General features: G+C 70.0%; 26 protein-coding genes. 9 read left to right on the forward strand and 17 right to left on the reverse strand.

Going from position 1 to position 23,214, the window contains the following annotated elements; translation table 11 throughout:
* Positions 1–5: 5 nt before the first annotated feature.
* Together QRX60_RS20125 and QRX60_RS20130 are read right to left on the reverse strand one after the other, a co-directional pair.
* Positions 6–1,391, reverse strand: a complete 1,386-nt coding sequence (locus QRX60_RS20125; protein WP_286002301.1) for an FAD-binding oxidoreductase — start codon at positions 1,389–1,391, stop codon at positions 6–8.
* Positions 1,392–1,482: 91 nt separating this feature from the next.
* Positions 1,483–1,890, reverse strand: a complete 408-nt coding sequence (locus QRX60_RS20130) for a multicopper oxidase domain-containing protein (protein ID WP_332845862.1) — start codon at positions 1,888–1,890, stop codon at positions 1,483–1,485.
* On the opposite strand from QRX60_RS20130, the gene QRX60_RS20135 reads away from it, so the two are divergent.
* Complete coding sequence (locus tag QRX60_RS20135) at positions 1,804–2,322, forward strand: LysR substrate-binding domain-containing protein (protein ID WP_286003653.1); 519 nt, start codon at positions 1,804–1,806, stop codon at positions 2,320–2,322. The two genes, QRX60_RS20130 and QRX60_RS20135, sit on opposite strands and share 87 nt — an antisense overlap.
* On the opposite strand, the gene QRX60_RS20140 is transcribed toward QRX60_RS20135, so the two are convergent.
* A complete protein-coding gene (locus tag QRX60_RS20140; RefSeq protein ID WP_286002302.1) occupies positions 2,231–2,989 on the reverse strand; it encodes a PE-PPE domain-containing protein in 759 nt (252 codons plus the stop codon). The genes QRX60_RS20135 and QRX60_RS20140 overlap by 92 nt on opposite strands.
* A 154-nt stretch (positions 2,990–3,143) precedes the next feature.
* Here QRX60_RS20140 and QRX60_RS20145 point away from each other — a divergent pair, with 154 nt between their 5' ends.
* On the forward strand, positions 3,144–3,965 hold the full coding sequence (locus QRX60_RS20145; RefSeq protein WP_286002303.1) for an aldo/keto reductase: 822 nt from the start codon (positions 3,144–3,146) through the stop codon (positions 3,963–3,965).
* Between the two features lie 540 nt (positions 3,966–4,505).
* On the opposite strand, the gene QRX60_RS20150 is transcribed toward QRX60_RS20145, so the two are convergent.
* Both QRX60_RS20150 and QRX60_RS20155 read right to left on the reverse strand, forming a co-directional pair.
* Entirely contained in the window at positions 4,506–5,003 is a 498-nt protein-coding gene (locus tag QRX60_RS20150) for a DUF3830 family protein (RefSeq protein ID WP_086858079.1), read from the reverse strand.
* A gap of 2 nt (positions 5,004–5,005) precedes the next feature.
* Positions 5,006–6,262: an aspartate aminotransferase family protein gene (locus QRX60_RS20155; protein WP_286002304.1), complete on the reverse strand. Its 1,257-nt coding sequence runs from the start codon at positions 6,260–6,262 to the stop codon at positions 5,006–5,008.
* A 92-nt stretch (positions 6,263–6,354) separates the two neighbouring features.
* Here QRX60_RS20155 and QRX60_RS20160 point away from each other — a divergent pair, with 92 nt between their 5' ends.
* The 3 genes from QRX60_RS20160 to QRX60_RS20170 are packed head-to-tail and all read left to right on the forward strand — an operon-like array spanning position 6,355 to position 9,398.
* Positions 6,355–7,818: an NAD-dependent succinate-semialdehyde dehydrogenase gene (locus tag QRX60_RS20160; RefSeq protein WP_286002305.1), complete on the forward strand. Its 1,464-nt coding sequence runs from the start codon at positions 6,355–6,357 to the stop codon at positions 7,816–7,818.
* Positions 7,815–8,873: a tartrate dehydrogenase gene (locus QRX60_RS20165; RefSeq protein ID WP_286002306.1), complete on the forward strand. Its 1,059-nt coding sequence runs from the start codon at positions 7,815–7,817 to the stop codon at positions 8,871–8,873. The genes QRX60_RS20160 and QRX60_RS20165 overlap by 4 nt, the downstream gene beginning before the upstream one ends.
* A 60-nt stretch (positions 8,874–8,933) precedes the next feature.
* Positions 8,934–9,398, forward strand: a complete 465-nt coding sequence (locus QRX60_RS20170) for a DUF4262 domain-containing protein (RefSeq protein WP_286002307.1) — start codon at positions 8,934–8,936, stop codon at positions 9,396–9,398.
* A gap of 181 nt (positions 9,399–9,579) precedes the next feature.
* On the opposite strand, the gene QRX60_RS20175 is transcribed toward QRX60_RS20170, so the two are convergent.
* The 3 genes from QRX60_RS20175 to QRX60_RS20185 are packed head-to-tail and all read right to left on the reverse strand — an operon-like array spanning position 9,580 to position 11,847.
* On the reverse strand, positions 9,580–10,299 hold the full coding sequence (locus tag QRX60_RS20175; RefSeq protein WP_286002308.1) for a GntR family transcriptional regulator: 720 nt from the start codon (positions 10,297–10,299) through the stop codon (positions 9,580–9,582).
* 1 nt (position 10,300) lies between these two features.
* Positions 10,301–11,047 carry a maleate cis-trans isomerase family protein gene (locus QRX60_RS20180; protein WP_286002309.1) on the reverse strand — a complete coding sequence of 249 codons (747 nt, stop codon included), beginning with the start codon at positions 11,045–11,047 and terminating at the stop codon, positions 10,301–10,303.
* 59 nt (positions 11,048–11,106) lie between these two features.
* Complete coding sequence (locus QRX60_RS20185) at positions 11,107–11,847, reverse strand: maleate cis-trans isomerase family protein (protein ID WP_286002310.1); 741 nt, start codon at positions 11,845–11,847, stop codon at positions 11,107–11,109.
* 104 nt (positions 11,848–11,951) lie between these two features.
* On the opposite strand from QRX60_RS20185, the gene QRX60_RS20190 reads away from it, so the two are divergent.
* Genes QRX60_RS20190 through QRX60_RS20205 form a run of 4 tightly spaced genes read left to right on the forward strand, consistent with a single transcriptional unit; the run spans position 11,952 to position 15,127 of the window.
* Positions 11,952–12,950 carry a D-2-hydroxyacid dehydrogenase gene (locus QRX60_RS20190; RefSeq protein ID WP_286002311.1) on the forward strand — a complete coding sequence of 333 codons (999 nt, stop codon included), beginning with the start codon at positions 11,952–11,954 and terminating at the stop codon, positions 12,948–12,950.
* Positions 12,947–14,329 carry an amidase gene (locus QRX60_RS20195; protein ID WP_286002312.1) on the forward strand — a complete coding sequence of 461 codons (1,383 nt, stop codon included), beginning with the start codon at positions 12,947–12,949 and terminating at the stop codon, positions 14,327–14,329. Before QRX60_RS20190 ends, QRX60_RS20195 begins: the two co-directional genes overlap by 4 nt.
* Positions 14,330–14,387: 58 nt before the next feature.
* Positions 14,388–14,645, forward strand: a complete 258-nt coding sequence (locus QRX60_RS20200; protein ID WP_286002313.1) for a hypothetical protein — start codon at positions 14,388–14,390, stop codon at positions 14,643–14,645.
* A gap of 29 nt (positions 14,646–14,674) precedes the next feature.
* Positions 14,675–15,127, forward strand: a complete 453-nt coding sequence (locus QRX60_RS20205; protein WP_286002314.1) for a MaoC family dehydratase — start codon at positions 14,675–14,677, stop codon at positions 15,125–15,127.
* On the opposite strand, the gene QRX60_RS20210 is transcribed toward QRX60_RS20205, so the two are convergent.
* The 9 genes from QRX60_RS20210 to QRX60_RS20250 all read right to left on the reverse strand — a co-directional run bounded on the left by QRX60_RS20210 (position 15,105) and on the right by QRX60_RS20250 (position 23,139).
* Positions 15,105–16,337: an MFS transporter gene (locus QRX60_RS20210; RefSeq protein ID WP_286002315.1), complete on the reverse strand. Its 1,233-nt coding sequence runs from the start codon at positions 16,335–16,337 to the stop codon at positions 15,105–15,107. The genes QRX60_RS20205 and QRX60_RS20210 overlap by 23 nt on opposite strands.
* A gap of 151 nt (positions 16,338–16,488) precedes the next feature.
* Positions 16,489–17,013: a winged helix-turn-helix domain-containing protein gene (locus QRX60_RS20215; protein ID WP_286002316.1), complete on the reverse strand. Its 525-nt coding sequence runs from the start codon at positions 17,011–17,013 to the stop codon at positions 16,489–16,491.
* Positions 17,014–17,206: 193 nt separating this feature from the next.
* Positions 17,207–18,610 (reverse strand): hypothetical protein, encoded by a 1,404-nt coding sequence (locus QRX60_RS20220; RefSeq protein WP_286002317.1) that lies wholly within the window; start codon positions 18,608–18,610, stop codon positions 17,207–17,209.
* Positions 18,611–18,727: 117 nt separating this feature from the next.
* The gene (gene pqqB / locus QRX60_RS20225) at positions 18,728–19,555 is read right to left on the reverse strand and encodes a pyrroloquinoline quinone biosynthesis protein PqqB (protein WP_286002318.1); all 828 of its coding nucleotides are present in this window, start codon (positions 19,553–19,555) and stop codon (positions 18,728–18,730) included.
* Positions 19,552–20,616 (reverse strand): pyrroloquinoline quinone biosynthesis protein PqqE, encoded by a 1,065-nt coding sequence (gene pqqE, locus QRX60_RS20230; RefSeq protein WP_286002319.1) that lies wholly within the window; start codon positions 20,614–20,616, stop codon positions 19,552–19,554. The genes pqqB and pqqE overlap by 4 nt, the downstream gene beginning before the upstream one ends.
* The gene (pqqD, locus tag QRX60_RS20235; RefSeq protein WP_286002320.1) at positions 20,607–20,873 is read right to left on the reverse strand and encodes a pyrroloquinoline quinone biosynthesis peptide chaperone PqqD; all 267 of its coding nucleotides are present in this window, start codon (positions 20,871–20,873) and stop codon (positions 20,607–20,609) included. The genes pqqE and pqqD overlap by 10 nt, the downstream gene beginning before the upstream one ends.
* Positions 20,870–21,559: a pyrroloquinoline-quinone synthase PqqC gene (pqqC, locus tag QRX60_RS20240; protein ID WP_286002321.1), complete on the reverse strand. Its 690-nt coding sequence runs from the start codon at positions 21,557–21,559 to the stop codon at positions 20,870–20,872. Before pqqC ends, pqqD begins: the two co-directional genes overlap by 4 nt.
* Positions 21,560–21,562: 3 nt before the next feature.
* Complete coding sequence (gene pqqA, locus QRX60_RS20245) at positions 21,563–21,658, reverse strand: pyrroloquinoline quinone precursor peptide PqqA (protein ID WP_086670354.1); 96 nt, start codon at positions 21,656–21,658, stop codon at positions 21,563–21,565.
* A 116-nt stretch (positions 21,659–21,774) separates the two neighbouring features.
* Entirely contained in the window at positions 21,775–23,139 is a 1,365-nt protein-coding gene (locus QRX60_RS20250) for a WS/DGAT/MGAT family O-acyltransferase (protein WP_286002322.1), read from the reverse strand.
* Positions 23,140–23,214 lie beyond the last annotated feature (75 nt).

The raw sequence follows: 23,214 nt of genomic DNA on the forward strand, positions 1-23,214 counted from the left end.
TTCGCTCATGCGGTTCCTTCGGGGAAGAGAACGCCGGGGTTGAGGATCCCGGCGGGGTCGAAGCTCTGCTTGATCCGGCGCATCAGCTCGATCTTCGCCGGGTCTTCGAGTTCCTGGTGGTAGTGCGCCTTGGTGCGGCCGAGGCCGTGCTCGCCGGAGATCGCGCCGCCGAGTTCCATCGCGTACGCGAAGATGTCGGTGAGCAGCCGCTTCCGCTGGTCCGCGTCCTTGCAGAAGATCGCGAGGTGGACGTTGCCGTCGCCGGCGTGTCCGCAGCCGAGCGCGCCGCCGCCCGTGGCCATCGCGAGTTCGCGCGCCTTCGTGATGAACTGCGGCATCGCGGTGCGCGGTACGACGACGTCGATCACGTCGTCGGCGCCGGCGGCCTTCGCGGTCCAGAAGGCCTTCTCGCGGGCTTCGATCAGCTTGCGCGCGGCGGGGCCTTCGAGGACGTAGACGTCCGTGGCGCCGAGTTCGCCGAGCAGCTCGCCGACGGTCTCGACGTCCTCGTGCAGGCGTCCGTTGTCCCGGTTCTCCAGCGCTACCACGAGATAGGCCTCGCTGGTCTCGCGGATCTTGTCCGGGACGCCGAGCTCGAGCTTCTCGTTGTAGACGATGGCGGCCATCGTCATGTTGTCGATGTACTCGAGGATGTGCGGCGCGAGCCCGCTGGAGACGATCGCCGGCACCGCCGCCATCACCTGGCCGAAGTCGCCGAACGGCGCGAGCACGGTGGCGCCGTGGGTGAGCCGCGGGTGCAGCTTGACGGTGATCTCCGTGGCGAGAGCGAGGGTGCCCTCGGAGCCGATGATCAGCTGCGTGAGGTCGTAGCCGGTGGAGATCTTCGACGTCTTGCCGCCGGTCCGGATGATCTCGCCGGTCGGCAGGACGGCCTGCAGGCCGAGGACGTTGTTGCGGGTGACGCCGTACTTGACGGCGCGCATCCCGCCGGCGTTCGTCCCGACGTTCCCGCCGACGCTCGCGCTCAGCTCGCCGGGGTAGACGGTGTAGCTGAGCCCGGCTTCGGCGGTCTTGGCGTCGAGTTCGGCGAGTGTGACCCCTGGCTGGACGACGGCGACGTGGTTCCCGGTGTCGACTTCGAGGACCTGGTTCATCCGCTCGAAGGAGATCAGCAGCCCGTCCGCGCGGGGCCGGGCAGCACCGGACAAGCCGCTCCCGGAGCCGCGGGCGGTCACGGGCACGTTGTGTTCTGTCGCCGCCTTCAGCAGCTTCGAAACTTCTTCGGCGGTTGACGGCTTCGCGACGTACGCAGGCTTCTGCGGCTCCGCCGTCAGTGCTTCGTCGTGCGCGTAGTCCTCGGAGATCGCGTCACCGGTCAGCAGGTTCTTGTCCCCGACGATCTCGGCCAGCTGTGCTGCCACGTCGCCCATCGACAGTCTCTCCTCTGCGCCGTTGCTGTGGTTACCGCAGCGTAGTACGTACCTCCGGTACGCCGCTATGAAAGTTTTTCACGTTAGCGCGTCACGTCGTTTCGAAGGTGGCCATCATGCCCATGTCCTCGTGCTCCGCGTTGTGGCAGTGGAACATGTACCGCCCCCGGTAGTCGTCGACCGGGGCGATCACCTCCACCGCTTCCCCCGGGCGCAGGTCGACCGTGTCCTTGAGCCCGCCGTCGAACGGCCCCGGTTCGCGGCCGCCGCGGGAGAGGATCCGGAAGCTGACCAGGTGCAGGTGGATCGGGTGGTGCAGGTCCGCCACGAACCGCCAGATCTCGACGTCGCCGAGCCGGGGTCGCGCATCGATACGGGACGGCGAGTACGGCTGCCCGCCGATCAGCCAGCCGTGCCCGTCTCCGGGCGGCGCACCGCGGAAGGAGAACTCCCTCGACGCACTCGCCTGTGTCCGATTGAGGGGTTCGATCGTGCTCAGCCCACGCGTCCCGGCTACTGGCCGCGCGAGCTGGCCGACCGGCTGTTCGCGGCGGCCGGGCTCGACCCCGAATACACCTGCGAGAGCGACGAACCCGGTGCCACCGGCGACCTCATCGGCGCGGGTCTCGGCGTCGGGCTGGTGCCCGCGTTCTCTCGCGGCGTCACGCACATCCCAGCTGTGTGGCTGCGCTTGGACGCGCCCGATTGCCACCGCACCCTGAGCCTGGTCTGGCGCGAGAGTGCGTACCTGTCCGTCGCAGCGCAACGGCTGTCCGACTTCGCGGCCGGCTACTTCGGCCGGCTGTGGGGCGGGCGCCGGAGCGCCCGCCCCGAGAAGGTCAGCCGATCGGCCACGGCGGCCGGCAGTCCTGCCGCGGCAGCTCGATCGACGAGTTCGTGTACACGCCGTCGGCCAGGGTGTTGTCCATGATCGGGCGTTCGACGTAGCACCAGTGCTGGGCGAAGTAGCCGCCCGGCGCTTCGAGGGTGTCGAAGTGGCACACCCCGTCGGTCTGGATGCAGTAGCGGATGTACGGGATGCCGCCGAAGTCCGTCCGGCCCGGGCCGAACGAGACGTACCCGCCGAACGGCGACGGCGCGCCCGCGCCCGCCGGGATCACCGCGCTGATCCCGCGTCCCGGCGGTCCGACCGGCTGCATCGGGTCGGCGTACAGCTTCGCGGTGAAGTGGCTCTTGTCGACGTTCACGAGGCCGTCCGCGATGTCATTGAGCAGGAAGTTCGCGACGATCGCGCCCTGCGAGTACCCGACGACGGTGAACTCGCCGCCCGGGTCCTCGTTGAAAGAGTCCTGGGCGACGCGCTTCGCCTCTTCGCGGCCGATGGCGACGCTCTGGTCCATCGGCGTCGCGCCGCACGGTCCCGGGAGTCCGGACGCGCCGGCCGGGTAGTTCACGACCTTGCGGATCCCGCCGCGCAGCCACGCGTCCTGGTACTGGTCGGCGTTCCCGTTGCAGGTGCCGCCGATCAGGATGTAGTAGTGCGCGCCTTCGGCGTGCGCGGCCGGTGTGGTGACGAATCCGGTGACGAGTGCCGCCACCGCCGCGCCGATCAGCGAAAGCCGTTTCAGATTTTTCACTTCGCAGTCCCCTCCGTCAGTTGATCACTGCTCTGGGGACGTTAGGGAAGGCCGATGAAATCCGGATGAAACCGGTGATCAGGCGATTACAGAGCAGGATTTAGCTCAGGCTAAATCTCTGGTGGGTGACTCCGCGCCGGGTGAAGCTTCCGGCATGACATCGACGTACACCTTCGAAGACGGCGTTTCCGTGCGGCGGCTGGGTTTCGGCGCCATGCGGCTCACCGAGTGGGACCACGTCCGCGACGGTGCGGCCGCGGTCGCCCGCCGCGCGGCCGAGCTCGGCGTGACGTTCTTCGACACCGCCGACGCCTATGACCTGGGCTTGAACGAGGAACTGCTCGCCGACGCGCTGCACCCGTATGACGGGCTGTTCATCGCGACGAAGTGCGGCCACTCGCGCCCGAGCCAGGGCGAATGGGTGCCGCTCGGCCGGCCCGAATACCTGCGGCAGCAGGCGGAACTCTCGTTGCGGCGCCTGCGCGTGGAACGCCTCGACCTGCTGCAGCTGCACCGCCTCGACCCGCAGGTGCCGCTCGCCGACCAGGTCGGCGCGCTCGCCCGGCTGCGCGAGGAGGGCAAGGTCGCCCGGATCGGGTTGTCCGAGGTCAGCGTCGCGCAGCTGGCCGAAGCACGGGCCGTCGCGCCCATCGCGAGCGTGCAGAACCGGTACAACCTGACCGACCGCGCGTCCGACGACGTCCTCGACTACTGCGGGCGCGAGGGGATCGCGTTCGTCCCGTGGCTCCCGATCGCACGCGGTGACCACGCGAAGGCGGGCGGTGTGCTCGGAAAGGTCGCGGCCGGCCTCGGCGCGACCCCCGCCCAGGTGTCCCTCGCCTGGTTGCTGCGCCGGTCGCCGGTGGTCATCCCGATTCCCGGTACGTCCTCGCTCGCGCACCTCGAAGAAAACTGCGGCGCGACCGACGTCGCGATTTCCGACGACGATTTCGCGAGACTGGGAGAGCTGGGGTGAAACGGCCTGGCCGCGGTTTCCCGCGGCCAGGCTCCGGAGTTTCCGCCTGGCTCAGACGAGCCAGCCGAGAACGTGCGCCAGGTGCGCCAGCGCGCCGGTCAGGATGTCGTGGCAGTAGTGGGCGTGCTGGGCGAACATCTGCATGGAATGACTCCTTGATGAATAACTCATTGACTTCCCTGGAGAGCTCCCTGGTGGGGAGCGAAAGCAGGTTTTCACCGCACAGGAGAGCTGTCAAAAAGTCATTTTCGGGAGACCCGGGCACCGTGGAATCTTCCCATGCTAAACATGTAATCCCTTCGTGTTCGACGCCGGGGTGCCCGTTTCGGCGGTCAACCACTGTGGGTAACAGGCGGGAGGAATCTCACTGTCGGTAATTCCGGCCTTGATCCGGCATCCTGGGCAATCGCGTAGCTCGATCCGGTGATCACCGGCCACGAAAGGTGAGCTCGCGATGATCACTCTTTCGGGTGGCCGGACGCAGGAAAAGGGGCGTCGAGTGCGGTGACCGCACCCGACGCCCCTTGCCGGGTAAGGGATTCAGGCTCGCGCGAACGAGAGCGTCTCGCCCTCGACACCCCGCAACCAGAGGTCCTGCGCGGCCGCCGCCATCTCGGCCAGGCCCTCCTCGATCGTGGCGAACACGTTGCCGGGCACCCAGCCCGCGTCGCCGTTGATCAGCAGATTGTTGCGCCCGTAGAAGATCGCGAGGTCGGTCGCGCCCTGGTCGCTGTGCGCCTCACTGTCGTCGTCGTAGCCGTACGCGGGATTGCCGATCTCCCAGGCTTCGAAGCCGAAGTACACGACGTCGCCGGGAATCGGCGTGATCGTCGGGTTCTCCCGCCCGGGCTTCGGCTCCGCGAAGGGCGGCACCAGCGTGTAGACCTCGTTGCGCGCGTACTTCGCGTGGTAAGCGGAACCGCTCTGCGGCAACGCGTCCCACACTGCCTTGCACGTGCGCGGTGCCTCGTCGTCGAGCAGCCGGGCGCGGCAGGAGACCCCGCGCTTGTCGAGCGTGATCGTGATGTACCGGGCCATGCTCAGCTCCCCGTGACCGAGGCGACGACGTCGCCCCAGATGCGCAGCGCGTCGTCGACCTGCTCGGCGTTGACGACCAGGGGTGGCACCATGCGGACGACGTTCATGTACGGCCCGCAGGTCAGCAGCAGCAGGCCGTTCTTCGACGCCGTCTGCTGGGCGGCCGCGGCGGTCGCGGCGTCCGGCTCACCGTCTGCGGTGGTGAACTCCGAGCCGACCAGCAGCCCGAGCCCGCGCACCTCGCCGATCGCGGGCGTCTTGTCCGCGATCACCCGGGCGCCTTCGATCAGCTGGCGGCCACGCTCGGCGGCGTTCTCCACCAGGTTCTCTTGCTGGATGACTTCCAGGGTCGCGATCGCTGCCGCGCACGAGACGGCGTTGCCGCCGTACGTACCGCCCTGCGAGCCCGGGAACGCCTTCGCCATCAGCTCCTGCGAAGCGGCGATGCCCGACAGCGGGAAGCCGCTGGCCAGGCCTTTCGCGATGAGCACGATGTCGGGGGAGACGTCGAAGTGGTCGTGCCCCCAGAACTTGCCGGTGCGGCCGAAGCCGGTCTGGATCTCGTCGACGACGAGCAGGATGCCGTGCCGGTCCGCGCGCTCGCGCAGCCCCGCCATGAACTCGGTGTTCGCCGGGACGTAGCCGCCCTCGCCGAGCACCGGCTCGACGAAGATCGCGGCGGTCTCGTTGGGCGCGCTGACCGTCTGGAACAGGAAGTCCAGCTCGCGCAGCGCGAACTTCGTAGCGGTCTGTTCGTCCCAGCCGTAGTGGTAGGCGTAGGGGAAGGGGGCGACGTGCACGCCGGCCATCAGCGGGCCGATGCCGGCGCTGAACCGCGTCCCGGACGTCGTCATGCTCGCCGCGGCGACGGTCCGGCCGTGGAAGCCGCCCTGCATGACGATGACGTTCGGGCGCTTCGTCGCCTGCCGCGAAAGCCGTAACGCGGCTTCGACGGCTTCGCTGCCCGAGTTCGCGTAGAAGAGCGAGTCGAGCCCGCTCGGCAGGACGTCGCCGAGCCGCTTCGTCAGCTCGAGCAGGGGCTGGTGCATCACCGTCGTGTACTGCCCGTGGACGAGCTTGCCGATCTGCTCCTGCGCCGCTCGCACGACGTGCGGGTGGCAGTGCCCGGTGCTCGTGACGCCGATGCCTGCGGTGAAGTCGAGGTGGCGTTTGCCGTCGACGTCGTAGAGGTAAACCCCTTCACCGTGGTCGACCACGACGGGCGTTGCCTGCTTGAGCAGCGGAGATAGCTGGGCCATGGCAGCGTGCTCCTTGGTCGGTTGAGCGGGTTGTCGATTGTTGACAATATCCATAGCATGGCCCTCGGGACAACACGTGAGGAGCAGTCGGGATGAGCGCGAGTACCGAGTCCGGCGTCGTCGACGCGGTCGGCAAGGAACTGTTCATCGGCGGCAAGTGGGTCGCCGCCGAGTCGGGGAAGACGTTCCCGGTGGTGGACCCGGCCACCGGCAAGGAGTTGTGCCAGGTCGCCGACGCCTCGCCGGCGGACGGCGTCACCGCGCTGGACGCCGCCGTCGCCGCGCAAGCGGACTTCGCGAAGGTGGCGCCCCGCGAGCGTGGCGAGATCCTGCGCCGCGCGTACGAGCTGCTGATGAAGCGCCAGGACGAGCTCGCCCTGCTCATGACCCTCGAGATGGGCAAGCCGCTGGCCGAGTCGAAGGGTGAGATCGCCTACGCCGCCGAGTTCTTCCGCTGGTTCGCCGAGGAGGCCGTCCGGATCGACGGCGGTTACGCGACCGCCCCGAACGGCTCGGGCCGGTTCCTCATCACGAAGCAGCCGGTCGGGCCGACGATCCTGATCACGCCGTGGAACTTCCCGATGGCGATGGGCACCCGCAAGATCGGCCCGGCTGTCGCCGCGGGCTGCACGATGGTGATCAAACCCGCCGCGCAGACGCCGCTGTCGATGCTGGCGCTGGCCGGCATCCTCGCCGAGGCGGGGCTGCCCGAGGGCGTGCTCAACGTCCTCACGACCAGCGATTCCGGCGGGGTGATGGAGCCGCTGATCCGTGACGGCCGCGCCCGCAAGCTCTCCTTCACCGGCTCGACCGGCGTCGGCCGGAAGCTCCTGGAGCAGTGCGCCGACAAGGTCCTCCGGACGTCGATGGAGCTCGGCGGGAACGCGCCGTTCCTGGTCTTCGACGACGCCGACATGGACGCCGCCATCGACGGCGCGATGCAGGCGAAGATGCGCAACATCGGCGAGGCGTGCACCGCGGCGAACCGGTTCTACGTGCAGCGCGGCGTCGTCGAGGAGTTCTCGCGGCGGCTGACCGAGCGCATGCAGGCGCTGCCGATGGGCCGCGGCACCGAGAAGGACGTCGTGGTCGGCCCGCTGATCGACGGCAAGGCCGTCGACAAGGTGACGGAGCTGGTCAAGGACGCCACCGACCGCGGCGCGAAGGTGCTCACCGGCGGCTCCGGAGTCGACGGCCCGGGTCACTTCTACCAGGCCACCGTGCTCACCGATGTCCCGCAGGAAGCGCGGCTGACGCACGAGGAGATCTTCGGGCCGGTCGCCCCGATCACGCCGTTCGACACCGAGGAAGAGGCGGTGGCGAAGGCGAACGACACCGAGTTCGGTCTGGTTTCCTACGTCTTCACCAGCGACCTCAAGCGCGCGCTGCGCGTCTCGGAAGCCTTGGAGGCCGGCATGATCGGGCTCAACCAGGGCATCGTGTCGAACCCGGCGGCGCCGTTCGGCGGGATCAAGCAGTCCGGGCTGGGCCGCGAAGGCGGTTCGGTCGGCATCGACGAGTTCCTCGAGACCAAGTACATCGCGGTGGCCCTGTGAGCTCCTACCGCATCGCGAGCATCCCCGGCGACGGGATCGGCGTGGACGTCACGGTCGAGGCCCGCAAGGTCCTCGACCGGGCTTCCGCGCTCTTCGGCTTCTCTCTGGAGTGGAACGAATTCGACTGGAGCTGCGAGCGCTACGCGCAGGCCGGGTCGATGATGCCGGACGACGGCGTCGCGCAGCTCTCGGCGTTCGACGGGATCCTGCTCGGCGCGGTCGGCTTTCCCGGCGTCCCGGACCACGTTTCGCTGTGGGGCCTGCTGATCCCGCTTCGGCGCGCGTTCCAGCAGTACGTCAACCTGCGCCCGGTGCGGCTGCTGCCGGGCACGACGTCCGTGCTGGCCGGGCGGAAGGCCGAAGAGCTGGAGCTGGTCATCGTCCGCGAGAACTCCGAAGGGGAGTACTCGGCGATCGGCGGCCGGCACAACGCCGGGCGGCCGGACGAGTTCGTGCTGCAGGAGTCGGTCTTCACGCGCGTCGGCGTTTCACGGATCATCCGGTACGCCTTCGAACTGGCGCGGACGAGGTCTTCGCGCGTGTGCTCGGCGACGAAGTCCAACGGGCTCATCCACTCGATGCCCTTCTGGGACGAGATCTTTGCCGAAATCGCCGCGGAGTACCCCGATGTCCACAGTGAACAGATGCACGTGGACGCGCTGGCGGCGCGGATGGTCCAGGCGCCGGACCGGCTCGACGTCATCGTGGGTTCGAACCTCTTCGGCGACATCCTGAGCGACCTCGCGGCCGCGATCACCGGCGGACTCGGCATGGCACCGTCCGGCAACATCAACCCATCGGGTGAATATCCGTCGATGTTCGAGGCGGTCCACGGGAGTGCTCCGGACATCGCCGGACAGGGGATCGCGAACCCCGTGGCACAGATCCTGGCGGCCGCGATGCTGGTCGAACACCTGGGCGAAACCGTTGCTGCGCAAGCGATCCGGACCGCGGTGGACCGGGTGCTCGACGAGGGCCGCGTGCGCACCCCGGACCTCGGCGGCACGGATACCACAGAACGGCTCGGCACGGCCGTGGCCGAAGCGATGGGTTGATTTTTTGTCGGTGCCCTCCGGCACGGTGGTCCCAAGTCCACCGAGGGGGAGGAGCCACCGATGTGCTTCGAATGTGAGAACCCGGACAGATCCGGTTACCTGCAACGGCTTCGCGATGGCGTGGCCGGCCGGGGCTGGCTCGTGCAGGGAGTCGAGGGCAGTGGGTCGTACCCGCCGTGGGCCTACACGGTAGGCCTGAGCGAGTACGGCCTGCCCGAGCTGGTCGTGACGGGCCTGCCGGTGCCGGACGCGGCGGGACTGCTCAACGACCTGGCCGCGCACTCACTGCACGAGTCGCCGCCGTCGTCGGGCGAGCGCGTGCCGCTGCGGGGCGGTTCGCTGATCGAGGTGGTCCGGCTGGCGGAGCCGTCGGTGCACCTGGTGTTCGCAGTGGCGTTGTACGGTCCGGAAATCCGCGCGCTCCAACTGGTCCACGCGGACTCGCAGGGCCGCTTCCCGTGGTCGCCGGACTGCCGCGACGGCCGTGGTGGCCAGCCGGTGCTGGGGGTGCGCGGTGGCGCTTAACTGCGGGTGCTCTCCGCCGGTCAACTGCTTCCCCGTACCCGTGCGGGCCGTCCACGTACGCCTGCCGGTTCCCCCGGAGCCTGAGCCGGTCGTCCAGGTGCGCGTGCCGACCCGGCGACTACGCGCGCCGGTTTTCCGATCACGATTGTCGGACTTCAGGCCGCGCCTGCCGGCGCTCCGCTCACGCGTTGCCCGGCACCGGCGGGGCGTGTCCCTCGATGAGGCTCGTCCCCGGCGCGAGGCGCTGCACGGCGTCCTCCATGTGGGAATCGAGCAGCGCCAGCGCCGTTTCCTCGTCGCCGTCGCGAAGGGCCTGGATGAGTTTCGTGTGCTCCTCGACGCGTTCCTCGACCCGCTGATAGGTGCTCTGCAGCGCGGTCAGGCACATCCGCGTCTCGATGAGCAGGGTCCGGGCCATCCGCACGAGCCGTTTGCTGCCGGAGGCGTTGATGAGGGCCTCGTGGAACCTGAGGTCCGCGGTGGAAAGCGCGGTCGGGTCGTCTTCGCTCGCGGCTGTCGCCATCTCGGCGACAGTCCGCTCGAGCACGTCGGCGATCCGCTCGCGTTCCCCGCCGCGCACGGCGCGGATCATCGCGGCGCGTTCGATCGCCGAGCGAGCTGCATAGATGTCGTAGACGTCGCCGGGCTCGAGGTCGATCACGAACAGCCCCCGGTGCCGTTCGCTGCGCAGGAGCCCTTCGGACACCAGATGCTGCATGGCCTCCCGGAGCGGCCCCCGTGACACCTGGAAGCGTGAGGCCAGCTCCGTCTCGCCGAGCTGGGTGCCCGGCGGGAGGGCGCCGGTCATGATCGCGTCGCGCAGCTGACGCGCGATGACCGCGGCTGTCGACTCGCGGCTGACCGGTTCGATCTCGGGCAGCATGCCCGGTGGCATGGCCATGTCAGGCACTCCCGTCCGGCAGGTGCCGGAACAACGCGCCGAGGGAACGGACGAGCCGGTGGCGCCCGGTCAGACGGAGCCCCTCCCAGACGGTCACCTGGTTGGCGGTCAGCACGGGCTTGCCGAGCGCCTCCTCGATCGCGTTGATCTCGGCGAGGGTGCGCATGGCGGTGTCCGGCACGAGCACCGCATCGGCGTCCGGGTGGTCGTGACGCACGGCGAGCTCGACGACGGCCTCCGACGACATCGCGCCGACCTCGGCGGCCGTGATGATGTCGGCGCTGGCCATCGCGACGACCTCGACGCCGCCGGCCTTGAGGAAGTCCACGAACAGCCGGGCGATGTCGTCCGGGTAGCTGGCGGCGACGGCGACCCGTTTGACGTCCAGGGCACGCGCGGCGTGCACGAACGCGAAGGAGGTGCTGGAGGCCGGGATCCCGGCGACGGCGGCGAGGCGGTCGGCCTGGTCGCGGGCGCCGTCCCAGCCGTAGACGAAGCTGCCGCTGGTGCAGGCCCAGACGACGGCGTCCGGCTCGTGCTTCTTGAGCAGGGCGGCACCGTCGGCGAGGCGGGTCTCGCTGCCGAGGTCGAGCAGCTCGGCGACCGCGTGCTTGTCGGTGCCGTAGATGTGCTCGACCGCGAGCCGGATGTCGCCCTCGTCCGCGGCTGCGCCGCCGAGCAGCTGCTCGGCCAGCGGGTAGTCGTCTTCGGCCGCGTGGTCGGGGTAGATGAAGCCGATGGTGGTCACGAAACCTCCGGAGGGACGCAAATTGTCGACAATCCTAGAGGGGTGGTCAAGGAAAACCTTCACGACACGTCACGAAGCCACTTCCCGGGTCCGACGATGGGCAGGTTCATCCGGCGCAGGCACGCCCACATGGTCAGCTGGTTGGCGGTGAGCACCGGCTTGCCGAGCGCGGCTTCCAGGGGCTCGATCAGGTCGTAGGTGGGGAGGTTGGTGCAGCTGACGAAGATCGCTTCGGCCTCGCCGTGGTCGGCGGCGAGGATGCGCTCGGCGATGGTGCGGTAGCTGACCTTCCAGATGCCGCCGCCCAGCCCGAGGTGGTCGCTGGCGACGGTCTCGACGTTCAGCTCGCCGAGGAAGTCGTGCAGGGCGCGGGTGAGGTCGGCGTCGTACGGCGTCAGTATCGAGACGCGGTGGAGGTCGAGCTGGTGCAGCACCTCGGCCAGCGCGCCCGAGGTGGTGACGGCGTCCGGTGCGCCGGCGTCGCAGATCGCCTTGGTGAGCGAGCGCTCGTAGTCGACGCCGTTGACGAAGCTGCCCGACGTGCAGAGGTAGGCGACGACCTCGGGCTCGACGTGCAGCACGTCGCGGGTCGCGCTGGCCAGGTGGTGGCTGTCGCTGACGAGGCGGGCCATTTCCATGCTGACCGGCACCGGCTCGTACGGCGTCCGGGCGAGGTGCAGGGACACCTCCATCGGCACCCAGCGCCAGAGCTCGCGCTCCAGCGCCAGGTCGAAGGGGGCGATCACCCCGATGCCGCGTTGCGCCAGCGGGCCGTCGAACGCCAGGAAGTCGAAATCCAAGGCTCAGCCTCCGGAATACGTCTGCACTTGATGACACGTCCGGTGCTCCGGGGGTCGTTCCTCGGATTGTTGACAATCATACGAGCCGCTTTTACCGTGTCAACGTGATCGCCTCGGAAAACCGGGAAACTCCCGTCCTGGCCGTGCTCTGCGGCGAGCACCGCCCACCGGACATGCGTGCTGTCGAATCCGGGGCGGTCGTGCGTTACACGGACGCAGCCGGCCTGCCCGAAGCCCTGTCCGGAGCTGACGCGCTCTTCGTCTACGACTTCCTCTCCACGGCCGTGCCGGGCGCCTGGCACGCTGCCGACCGCCTGCGCTGGCTGCACATCGCGAGCGCGGGCGTCGACCCGGTGCTGTTCCCCGGGCTGGTGGAGAGCGACGTGATCCTGACCAACTCGCGGGGCGTCTTCGACGACGCCATCGCGGAGTACGTGCTGGGCGTCGTCCTCGCCTTCGCGAAGGACTTCGCGCGCTCGCACGACCTGCAGCGCGAGGGCCGCTGGCTGCACCGCGAGAGCGAGCGGATCGCCGGGCGCCAGGTGGTGGTCGTCGGCACCGGGCCGATCGGCCGGGCCATCGCGCGACTGCTGCGCGCGGCCGGGATGCGGGTCAGTGGTGCCGGCCGCCGGGAGCGCACGGGCGACCCGGACTTCGGTGTCGTGCACGAGTCTTCGCAGCTCGACGAGTTCCTGCCGCACGCCGACTACGTCGTCGCCGTCGCGCCGCTGACCGAGCACACCAAGGGTATGTTCGACGCGCGCGCGTTCGCCGCGATGAAGCCGTCGGCTCGGTTCGTCAACGTGGGCCGGGGCGAGCTGGTGGTCACGTCCGACCTGGTCGCGGCGCTGGAAGACAAAACCATCGCCGGCGCCGCGCTCGACGTGTTCGACACCGAGCCGCTGCCACCCGACAGCCCGCTGTGGACCATGCCGGACGTGCTGGTCTCGCCGCACATGTCCGGTGACTTCGTCGGCTGGCGGAACACGCTCGTCGAGGTGTTCACCGAGAACTTCCGCCGCTGGCAGGCTGGGGAGCCGCTGCGCAATGTCGTCGACAAGTCGCTCGGCTACGTGCCGTCGGGGAACCAGGGAGCCGGATGAACGACAGGATGCTGACCGCCAGCGAGCTCGTCGCCGCCTACGCGACCGGTGAGCTCTCACCGATCGAGGCGACGCAGAACGCGCTGCAAGCCATCGAAGACCGTGACGGCGAGTGCAATGCGTACTGCCTCGTCGACGCCGACGGGGCGCTGGAGCAGGCCAAGGCGTCGGAGGTCCGCTGGCGGGACGGCAACCCGATCGGCTGGCTCGACGGCGTGCCGTCCTCGATCAAGGACATGTTCCTCACCCAGGGCTGGCCGACCGTCCGGGGCTCGAAGAGCATCGACCCGGACCAGCCGTGGGAGGTCGACAGCCCCGTCGCCGCGCGGATGCGCGAGGCCGGCCTGGTGGTGCTGGGCAAGACGACGACGCCCGAGATCGCGTGGAAGGGCGTCACCGACAGCCCGCTGCAGGGCATCACGCGCAACCCGGCCGACCCGTCGAAGACGGCGGGCGGGTCGAGCGGCGGCAGCGCCGCGGCGGTCGCGGCGGGGATGGGCGAGCTTTCTGTCGGCACCGACGGCGGCGGCTCGGTGCGGATCCCGGCGTCGTTCTGCGGGATCGTCGGGCTCAAGCCGACCCACGGCCGGATCCCGCTGTTCCCGGCGAGCCCGTTCGGCCCGCTCTCGCACGCCGGCCCGATGGCGCGGTCGGTGGACGACACCGCCCTGCTGCTGGACGTCCTGTCGATACCCGACCACCGCGACCCGGCCGCGCTCGCGCCGCCGGTGGCGTCGTTCCGCGAGGCCGTCCGCCGGGACGTGCGCGGCCTGATCGCGGCGTTCTCGCCGACGCTCGGGTACGTCGACGTCGACCCGGAGGTCGCCGCGGTCGTCGCGGCCGCGGTGCGCGCGCTCGGTGACGCGGGCCTGCACATCGAGGAGACCGATCCGGGGTTCGCCGACCCGAAGCCGGCCTTCGACATCCTGTGGTCGTCGGGCGCGGCGAAGCTGCTCGACACGTTCCCGCCGGGGTCGGAGGACCGGACGGACCCCGGCCTGCGCAAGGTCTGGGAGCTCGGCAAGACGTGGAGCGCGAGCGACTACCTGGACGCGACCGCCGAGCGGGCCGCGCTGGGCATCCTCATGGGCGAGTTCCACACGCGCTACGACGTGCTGATCACCCCGACCGTCCCGATCGCCGCGTTCGAGGCCGGGCACGACGTGCCGCCGGGCAGCGGGCTGAGCGAGTGGCCGGAGTGGACGCCGTTCACGTACCCGTTCAACATGACGCAGCAGCCGGCGATCAGCGTGCCGGCCGGCCACACGTCGGCGGGGCTGCCGGTGGGGCTGCAGATCGTCGGGCCGCGGCACTCGGACGACCTCGTGCTCGCGGTGGCGAAGCTCCTGGAGGAAGTGCGGCCCTGGGCGCCGGCCTGACCACACGTGAGGGTGAAACCCGGGCCGGGGCGGGGAAAGCTGTGCCACTGTCGGCCGGGTGAACGCTGAAGGCTGGCGGTACGAGCGCGCCATTCCGACCGTGGACGTCGCAGGGGAGCCGACCCGGGTGGTGGTGGGTCTGGTCGAGCAGGGCGACCGCCTGACGGCGGCACTCCGGGTGGACGACGGCAAGGCGGCCCTGGTCCCCCTCGAGATGGGCGGCGAGCTGCTGAAGGCGTTGAGGGAGACGCTGGAGAGCTGGTGGCGTCTCGACGGCCACCGCGACCTGACCCCGGAACCTCGCGCGGGCCGCTAGCCGTCGCCGGGCTGTGGCATCCTGCGCCCATGGCCGATGATCGCTACTTCGAGGACTACGTGCAGGGCGCGACCTACGACTGTGGCAGCGTCGAAGTGACCGAGGCCGACATCCTCGATTTCGCCCGGCGCTATGACCCGCAGAGCTTTCACGTCGACGCCGCAGCCGCGGCGGACGGGCCCTTCGGCGGGCTGATCGCCAGCGGCTGGCACACCGCGAGCCTGATGATGCGGCTCTACGCCGACCACTACCTGTCCACTGTGTCCAGCCTGGGCAGTCCGGGCGTCGACGAGCTGCGCTGGCCGCGGCCGGTGCGGCCGGGCTCGGTGCTGCGGCTGCGGGCCACCGTCACCGAGGCCCGACTCTCGCGCTCTAAGCCGGACCGGGGGCTCGTACGCACGCGCGTCGAGTTCGTCGACGGCGGGGACGACGTCGTCTTCAGCGCGAGCCTGCTGAACCTCATCCTGGTGCGCCCGGGCTGACCGGCGCGCGGCGGACGAGCCCGCGCACCTGGGGGTTGAGCAGCACGATCGCCGTCGCGCCGACGACCAGGGCCGCGCCGCCGAGGAGCGTTGCCGAACGGCCGGCGTGCTCGGCCAGCGGACCGGCGGCGATCTGGCCGAGCGGCATCGCGACGAACGAGCCGAGCATGTCGTAGGAGTAGACGCGGGCCAGCTTTTCGGGCGGCACGTTCTCCTGCAGCGAGACGTCCCACGCGACTCCGAACTGCTCGATCGCCACACCCGCGAGGAACATCGCGAACAGCAACGGCAGCAGGTACGGCGTCTCACCGAGCGCCAGCATCGGCAGCGCGTCGACCATGACCAGCGCGACGCCGACCAGCAGCATCCGCCGGGGTTGCCACCGCGTGGCGATGACACCGCCGAGCAGCGCCCCCGCGGTCTGCGTCGCCAGCGCGAGACCCCAGCCGGTGCGGCCGAACGTGTCGTCGGCGACCAGCGGGCCGATCACCAGCAGCGCGCCCGCGTTCACCGCGTTGACGATCATGAACTGCAGCACCACCAGCCACACCCACGACCGGGCGCGGAACTCCCGCCAGCCTTCCGCGAGCTCGCCGAGGGGGCGACTGCCCGGGATCCGCTCGCCACGCGGGAGGCGGATCCGGCGATAGGACAACGCAGCGGCGAGGAAGAGGACGGCGTTCCCGGCGAGCGCCCACCCGGAGCCGGCGAACGCGACGAGGACTCCGGCGAGGCCGGCGCCGGCGATGCGGCCGACGTTGGACAGCAGCCGGACCAGCGCGTTCGCCTGGGCGAGCAGTGGCGCGGGGACGGTCAACGGCGTGAGCGACGCGGCGGCGGGCAGCGAGATGGCCGAGACGGCGCCGTTGACCAGGCTGAGCCCGACCAGCAGCGGGACGGAGGTGAATCCACAGAGGACACTCGCGGCGATGGTGGCCTGCGTGAGCGCGGCGGCGGTCTCGGTGCCCTGCAGGATCACCGACCGCGGCAACCGGTCGGCGAGCATCCCGCCGAAGAGGATGAGCAGCACATTGGCGATGGACCGCGCCCCGACGACGATCCCGAGGTCCACGGCCGACCCGGTCAGATCGACGACGGCGAAGGCCAGCGCGAAGGGCGCGACGGCATTGGCGAAGTCGGCGAAGGTCCGCCCGGTGACGAGCGCGCGAAAGCGAGGTTCACGAAGCGGGGCGAGGAGCGGGGAGGTCATGGGAGCGCCTCCGGCGTGGTGGTGGGGAGGGCGGGAGTGGGCGCTTCGGCGGTGCCGAGCCGACGACCTGGCGGGGCGGCGGAGCCGACTTCGCGCAGCAAGGCAAGCCCACAAGCGACCCCGCGCGGCAAACCGTCCCCCGGTCGCGCGGTCACCGTGCTTCCTCCGCGCCGGCCTCTGTCAGCTCGAACAACGCCACACTCGCGCTCACGCGGACCGTCCCCGGCGAGCGTGGCGGCTGGGCCGCCGCGTGGAGTTCCTGGCTCAGCTTCGACGCCTGCTCCAGCACCCGCGCCCACACGGCCGGGTCGACCCACAGCTCCGCGTCCGTCAACGACGCTCGACGGCCCGGGGCGCGCTGCGAGGCCCGCCGCAGCAGTTCGCCCGCGATCGCCTTCGTCAGCAACTGTTCTTCCGCCGGGTTGCGGGTCGTCAAGCGGCGGCCCGAGTCCGGGTCGTGGCGATAGCGCTTCGCGCGGCCGCCGCGGATCGTGACTTCCTCCGCCACGTCCAGCAGGCCCGCCTCGTGCAGGCGGCGGAGGTGGTAGCTGATGTTCGCCTGCGTGTCGCCCAGCTCGCGCGCCGCCTCGGCCGCGCTCATCGCCGTTCCCGTCAGGAGCGACAGGAGCCGCATGCGGAGCGGGTGCGCCAGTACGCGCAGGTTGTCGTGGGGCATGGCGTCAGTCTGCCATGACCGTCAAAGAGTTATTTGGGGGTCTTGGTGGCCGGGAGATGCCGAAGATCGCCTTCGGCACCTCCCGGCCTGGCGTGTGGGGTGCGTTCGACGAGGACACCGCCGATCGCCGACGCCGTCCAGGTTGCCGGGGTGGCTCCGGAAGGCGTTGCTTAGCCCTCCGGAGCCGCCGGCGTCACGACAGGGGCGCGCTCACGTGGTCGAGCGTCCAGTTGCCCACGCCCGGGGTGCCTTCGTTGCCGAAGTACGTGTGCAGGGTGTTGCCGAAGACGTGCTGGAAGACGCACGCCGACCCGTTGCCGTAGAGCGGCCCGGCGGGGATTTCGAAGAACTGCGCCGTCGGGGACGACGCGGTGAGCACCCGCGTCTTCCAGACGTTGGTCTGCTCCAGCGTTTCCACCGCCAGGTAGTACAGGGAACCCACCTTCATCACCTGGGGCGAGGCCACGACGTCGTGGGAGTACGCGATGAGCGTGCCGAGATCCCCCGGGTCGGTATCCAGCAGGTCGTCGAAAGTGGGGGCACTCTTGACGCGGATCTCCTTGCGGCCGTTGGCCTCCCGGAACCAGTACAGGTAGACGGTCTGCGTGGCCGGGTCGCGGAACAGGGTCGGGTTGCCGTTGATCACGGTCATTTCCTTGACCAGCGGCACGAACGACGTGAACTGGGTGCCGTTGATCCCGTCCGTGCTCTTGCGCCCGACGATGTAGTACTCGCCGCCGTCGGGGTTGCCGCCGCACCAGTACACGTTGTGCACCAGCCCGATCGTGTTGTCGGGGTTCAGCAGCGCGTTCCCCCAGCGCTCACCGGTGCCGGTGAACAGCGGCGTGGGCTCCTGCGTCCACGCGGTCGCGTTCAGGTCGTTCGTCCGCGCGATGCCCAGTCCCGAGCAGTTGTGGTGGCCGTAGTAGCCGATGTAGCGGAAGCCCTGGTTGATCGACGGCGACTGCGTCGGGTTGACTTCCAGCACGCTGAACGTGTGCGGGTGGTCGCCGGCGCCGCTCCACGACACCGGGCTGAGCACCGACTTCTGCGGCGTGCCCAGAGCGAAGTAGCCGAGGTCCGTCGACGGGGACTGCTGGGCGAACGCGTAGAACAGGAGGGTCTTGTTCTGATAGCCGAACGACTGCAGCTGCGCGTCGGTGAACTCGCCGTCCCGCACGGTGAGCCAGTCCTTGTCGGTGGGGTGCCACCAGCGGCGCACCGCCACGGTCCCCGCGCGCTGCGTCGGGAACGCGTAGTACTGGAACGTCTTGCTCTGATAACCCCAGTTGGCCATCTGCGCGTCCGAGGCCATCCCGACGGGCATGTCGATCCAGTCCTTGTCCACCGGGTGCCACCAGCGGTAGACCTCGACCATGTCGCTGTTGCCGACCAGGCTGACGTAGAACTGCGGTCCGGTCGGCGTCTGGTACCCGTAGGACTGCAGCTGCGCGGCGGTCGGCTGGTTGCCGTGCGCCGGCACCGACAGCCAGTCCTTGTCCACCGGGTGCCAGTACCGCCGGACCGCTGTCGGCGCGCCGGACCCGGGCTGCAGTGCGAGTGCGGCCTCTGTGCTTTCGACGATTTCAGTGCTCACAGGCGTTCTCTCCCCATGTACTTCGAAGCGAAGTACTCATAAGGAGGGTCGCTTGAACGCCCGCAAAGTTTACTTCCGCGACGCAATCGTGACAGTGTGCGGACCGGAGTCGTTTGATCACACGGAGAACTCCGTGCCGTCCGCCGGGAGCAGCGCGCCGGCGGACACCACGGCGGCGTGCTCGGCCGACGCCGGGTCCAGCACCGGGTTCGTGTTGTTCAGGTGCGTGAACGCCCAGCGCCCGGGCCGCCCGGCGATCCGGGCCAGGCTCGCGGTGATCGGCAGGTGCCCCATCGCGATCTGGTCCGGGCCGCCGACGCCGGTCATCTCGCCGGGAGCGTGGAACGTGCCGTCCAGCAGGACCAGGGAAGCATCCTCGACGAACGCGTCGAACCCGTCCGGCCAGCTTTTCAGGCATGGCGCGTACACCAGCGCGCCGCCGGTCGCAAGGTCCGAGATCCGGTAGGCGACCACCCACGGACCATCGCCGGCGGACGAGACGTACTTCGGTTTCTTGTCGCTCACCGGAAGCACATCGACCCGCAGCCCGGGAAGATCCGCCAGTGACGTCCAGCCGCCGTAGCCGTCGATGATCGCGCGGAACGGGGACAGCGCGCTCAGCACCGCGTCCGGCGCGAACACCGGGAGCCCGCCGGCCTCGCGCAGCATGAGCAGGCCCAGCGAGTGATCCAGCTCGGCGTCGGTGAGCAGCACGCCGCGCAGCGGAGTTTCCCGCGGCCCCGGCCCCGCCCGCAGCGCGGGGGTCGAAAGGATCTGGGCACGGATGTCCGGCGAGCAGTTCAGCAGGTACCAGCCGACGCCGTCCGCGCTGATCGCGACGCAGTCCTGGGTGCGCGGTGGCAGCCCGGCCGCGCACAGGCGGCAGGCACAGTTCCACTGTGGACACCCGCCGCCCGCCGCGGTGCCGAGCACGATCACCTTCACCGGCGCATGACCAAGTCCGACTCCGGTGGTCGCGCCAGGATGAGATCCACGACCTCACGCCGCGGCGACCGCGAGCACACCGGGTCGGTCGCCGCGGCGTCGCCGGTGAGCAGGAACGCCTGGCAGCGGCAGCCGCCGAAGTCGAGCCCGCGGCGGTCGCACGTGCGGCACGGCTCGCTCATCCAGTCTTCGCCGCGGTAGGCGGTGAACGACTCGGAGCCGTACCAGATCTCGGCGAGCGGCGTGTCGCGGACGTTGGACAGCGAAAGCGTCGAAATCGCCGACGCCGCCGGGCACGGCAGCACGGTTCCGTCCGGCGCCACGGTCAGCTGCCGCGCACCCCAGCCGTACATGCACGGCTTGGGATACGGCTCGTAGTAGTCGGCGACCACGTAGACGATCTCCATGGTGCCGCGCAGCCGCTGGACCGCCGCACGCACCAGCGGCTCCGCGGCCGCGAGCTGCGCGCGAGTCGGCATCAGCGCCTCGCGGTTGCGCAGCGCCCAGCCGTAGTACTGGGTGTTCGCCAGCTCCAGGCGGTCCGCGCCCATCCGCTCGGCCAGCTCGATGATGCCGGCCAGCTGGTCGTGGTTGCGCCGGTGCAGCACCACGTTGAGCGACAGCGGCAGCCCGCTCGACTTCACGAGAGCGGCCGCGGCGAGCTTGTGGTCGAACGCTCGCGCGCCGGCCAGCAGATCGGCGCGCTCCCGCGTCGCGCCCTGCGCCGACAGCTGGACGTGCGCCAGCCCGCGCTCGACGAGGTCGTCGAGCCGCGCCGCGGTCAGGCCGAGCCCGGAGGTGACGAGGTTGACGTAGCAGCCGAGCGAACTCGCGTGCGCCACGAGCGAAGGCAGGTCCGGCCGGGCCAGCGGCTCACCGCCGGACAGGTGCACCTGCAGCACGCCCAGTTCGCGCGCCTGTGAGAGCACCGAAAGCCAGTCCTCCGTGGACAGTTCGGCGGCGCGCGCCACGAGCTCGACCGGGTTCGAGCAATAAGGACAGTGCAGCGGGCAGCGGTGGGTCAGCTCGGCCAGCAGGCCGAGCGGCGCGCTCACGTCCATGCGACGACCCGCCGTTCGCCCAGCCGCGCCAGCACGTCGAGGACGTCCTGCTCCCGGACGCCGGTGAAGCGCTTTCCCAAGACCTCGGTGATGTCGGTGACGGTCCGGGAGCCGTCGCAGAGTTCGAGCACCGCGGCCGCGGTGGTGTTCGGCACCAGCACGCCTTCGGGGAACAGCAGGACGTGCGTCTCCCGGACGTGGTCGAAGGACAGCCGCACGCCGCGACGCAGCTGGGGCACCGATCCCACGGTGATCACCTCGCCGCCCGCTCGATCGCGTCGAGCATCGACCACAGGACGTCGCACTTGAACGACAGCGCGGCGATCGCGCGATCCTGCTGTTCGCGCGTGGCGCAGTGGCGGACCACGATGTCGAGCGTGTCCTTGCCCTCGCCGGAGACCTTGTCGATGCGGTTGGTGAAGTAGTCGAGGTCCTCGCGCGCGATCCACGGGTAGTGGGCGAGCATGTCCGCGACGCGCTGCTGCATCAGGTGCCCGGCGAACATCTCGGTGAGTCCCGAAGCGACGGCCTCCCACCACGGCTTCGTCCGCGCGAAGGTCACGTAGGCGTCGACGGCGAACCGGACGCCGGGAGCGACGTGCCGCTCGTCGAGCACCTCGTCGCGCTCCAGGCCGACGGCCGTGCACAGCCGCAGCCACCGCTCGATGCCGCCGGTGCCCGCGTGCGGGCCGTCGTGGTAGACGAGCCGGTCGAGCCACTGGCGCCGGATCTCCGGCAGCGGGCAGTTGCTGATGATCGCGGCGTCCTTCTGCGGCAGCACGCGCTGGTAGTACCAGCGGTTGGCCGCCCAGATCCGCAGCCCGCGCTCGTCGAGCTCGCCCGCGTGCAGCCGCAGGTGGAACGGGTGCGTGCCCCAGTACCGGTCCGAAAGACCGCGCAGGGCCGCGATGAATGCGCTTTCCGCGAGCGGCTCGACGGGCACCGGTCAGTCCGCCATGCGAGCCGCGTAGGCGGTCACCTCCATGGGAGTTTCGTACTCGACGAAGTCGGGGGTCGTCCACACCTCAACGGATTCGGTCATTTCCTGCTCCTCTCCCGGGACTGGTCGTCGCCACCGTAGGAGCGGGACGAGCGGGCTGGCCAGAGCAGTTCGGAAAGTTTCCTTCCGATGGCGCAGTGGGGTGCCGATCAGCGGGGCTACTTGACCGCGGCTTCCAGCTCCACCAAGGCGGTGTCGAGGTGCGTGAGGATCCGTTGCAGGTGCGGCACGCTGCGGCGGCAGCCGGTGACGCCGAAGTCGAGGTTGTCGCCGTTGCTGGTCAGCGTGATGTTCACGGCCTGGCCGTCGAGCAGCACCGACGCCGGGTAGATGCCGTCGAGCTGGGCGCCGTTCCAGTACATCTGCTTGCGCGGCCCGGGGACGTTCGAGATCACCAGGTTGAACGGCGGCCGCGTGTTGTTCACGACGCCCGGGATCGGCGAGATGCCCAGCTGTGCGACGTTAACGGCCGATAACAACAGCGTCTGCAACGGCGTCAGCTCCGAGAACAGCCGCTTGCCGTTGCGCATCGACTGGTGGATCGTGACGAGCCGCTTGCCCGCGTCCGGCAGGTCGGTCGCCAGGTTGCACAGCAGCGCGCCGATGTTGTTGCCCGCCGCCTCGCCCGGGTCGTTCTGGCGCCGCAGCGACACCGGCACCATCGCGACCAGCGGCGCGTCCGGGAGCGCGCGCTGCTCGATGAGGTAGTCCCGCAGCGCGCCCGAGCACATCGCGAGCACGACGTCGTTGCGCGACACCCCGGCGGCGGTAGCGACCTGGCGCACGCGATCGAGCGACCACGACTGCGCCGCGAACCGCCGCGCGCCGCCGATCGGCACGTTGAACATCGTCCGGGGCGCCTGCCCCGGCAGGGTCACCGTGTGCTCGCCGAACGCCTCCCGCGCCACCTTCATCGCGGCGGGGGCCAGCCCGGCGAGCTGGTTGACGGTCTTGCTCGCGGTCTGCAGGAGCGACCGGGAACCCTTGACGCGGCCTTCGCCGGGCTTGCGCCGGCTGCCCCACCACGGCGGGCACTCCATGTCCGCGGGGTCGTCCGACAGCGTGCCCTGCAGTTGCCGCAGCGCCGATACGCCGTCCATCATCGCGTGGTGGACCTTGGTGTAGACGGCGAACCGGCCGTCGGCCAGCCCCTCGACGAGGTGCGTCTCCCACAGCGGCCGGTGCCGGTCGAGCAGGGTGCTGTGCCAGCGTGAGGTCAGTTCCAGCAGCTCGCGGACGCGGCCCGGCTGCGGCAGTGCCGAATGCCGGAAGTGGTAGTCGAGTTCGAGGTCGGTCTCGGCCTTCCAGGCCACGTGCCCGAGCGTGTTGACCGGCCGCGCCGGCCGCCGCCGGAACACCGGGCGCAGGTTGTCCGACTCCAGCAGCGAACGGCGGATGTCGCGCAGGTAGTCCGGCCCGGCGCCGTCGGGTTTCTTGAACAGCTGCAGACCGCCCACGTGCATCGGATGCTCGCGCGTTTCGACCAGGAGGAACATCGAGTCGGTCACGGGCATCATCGCCATGGGACATCACCTTCCGCACTCGGCACGCCGACTCTACGCGCTCGGCGGCCGACGGTGGATCACGTTCTACATTGG

The sequence above is a fragment of the Amycolatopsis mongoliensis genome (genome assembly GCF_030285665.1).
Lineage (GTDB): Bacteria > Actinomycetota > Actinomycetes > Mycobacteriales > Pseudonocardiaceae > Amycolatopsis > Amycolatopsis mongoliensis.

Coding starts and splice junctions, on each gene's coding strand:
- QRX60_RS20250 (WP_286002322.1), bottom strand. CDS start 23,139: ATGGCGATGATGCCCGTGACCGACTCGATGTTCCTCCTGGTCGAAACG.
- QRX60_RS20210 (WP_286002315.1), bottom strand. CDS start 16,337: ATGACCTCCCCGCTCCTCGCCCCGCTTCGTGAACCTCGCTTTCGCGCG.
- QRX60_RS20160 (WP_286002305.1), top strand. CDS start 6,355: ATGAGCGCGAGTACCGAGTCCGGCGTCGTCGACGCGGTCGGCAAGGAA.
- pqqA (WP_086670354.1), bottom strand. CDS start 21,658: ATGACCGAATCCGTTGAGGTGTGGACGACCCCCGACTTCGTCGAGTAC.
- QRX60_RS20155 (WP_286002304.1), bottom strand. CDS start 6,262: ATGGCCCAGCTATCTCCGCTGCTCAAGCAGGCAACGCCCGTCGTGGTC.
- QRX60_RS20170 (WP_286002307.1), top strand. CDS start 8,934: ATGTGCTTCGAATGTGAGAACCCGGACAGATCCGGTTACCTGCAACGG.
- QRX60_RS20195 (WP_286002312.1), top strand. CDS start 12,947: ATGAACGACAGGATGCTGACCGCCAGCGAGCTCGTCGCCGCCTACGCG.
- QRX60_RS20205 (WP_286002314.1), top strand. CDS start 14,675: ATGGCCGATGATCGCTACTTCGAGGACTACGTGCAGGGCGCGACCTAC.
- QRX60_RS20150 (WP_086858079.1), bottom strand. CDS start 5,003: ATGGCCCGGTACATCACGATCACGCTCGACAAGCGCGGGGTCTCCTGC.
- QRX60_RS20175 (WP_286002308.1), bottom strand. CDS start 10,299: ATGGCCATGCCACCGGGCATGCTGCCCGAGATCGAACCGGTCAGCCGC.
- QRX60_RS20145 (WP_286002303.1), top strand. CDS start 3,144: ATGACATCGACGTACACCTTCGAAGACGGCGTTTCCGTGCGGCGGCTG.
- QRX60_RS20215 (WP_286002316.1), bottom strand. CDS start 17,013: ATGCCCCACGACAACCTGCGCGTACTGGCGCACCCGCTCCGCATGCGG.
- pqqE (WP_286002319.1), bottom strand. CDS start 20,616: ATGGACGTGAGCGCGCCGCTCGGCCTGCTGGCCGAGCTGACCCACCGC.
- QRX60_RS20125 (WP_286002301.1), bottom strand. CDS start 1,391: ATGGGCGACGTGGCAGCACAGCTGGCCGAGATCGTCGGGGACAAGAAC.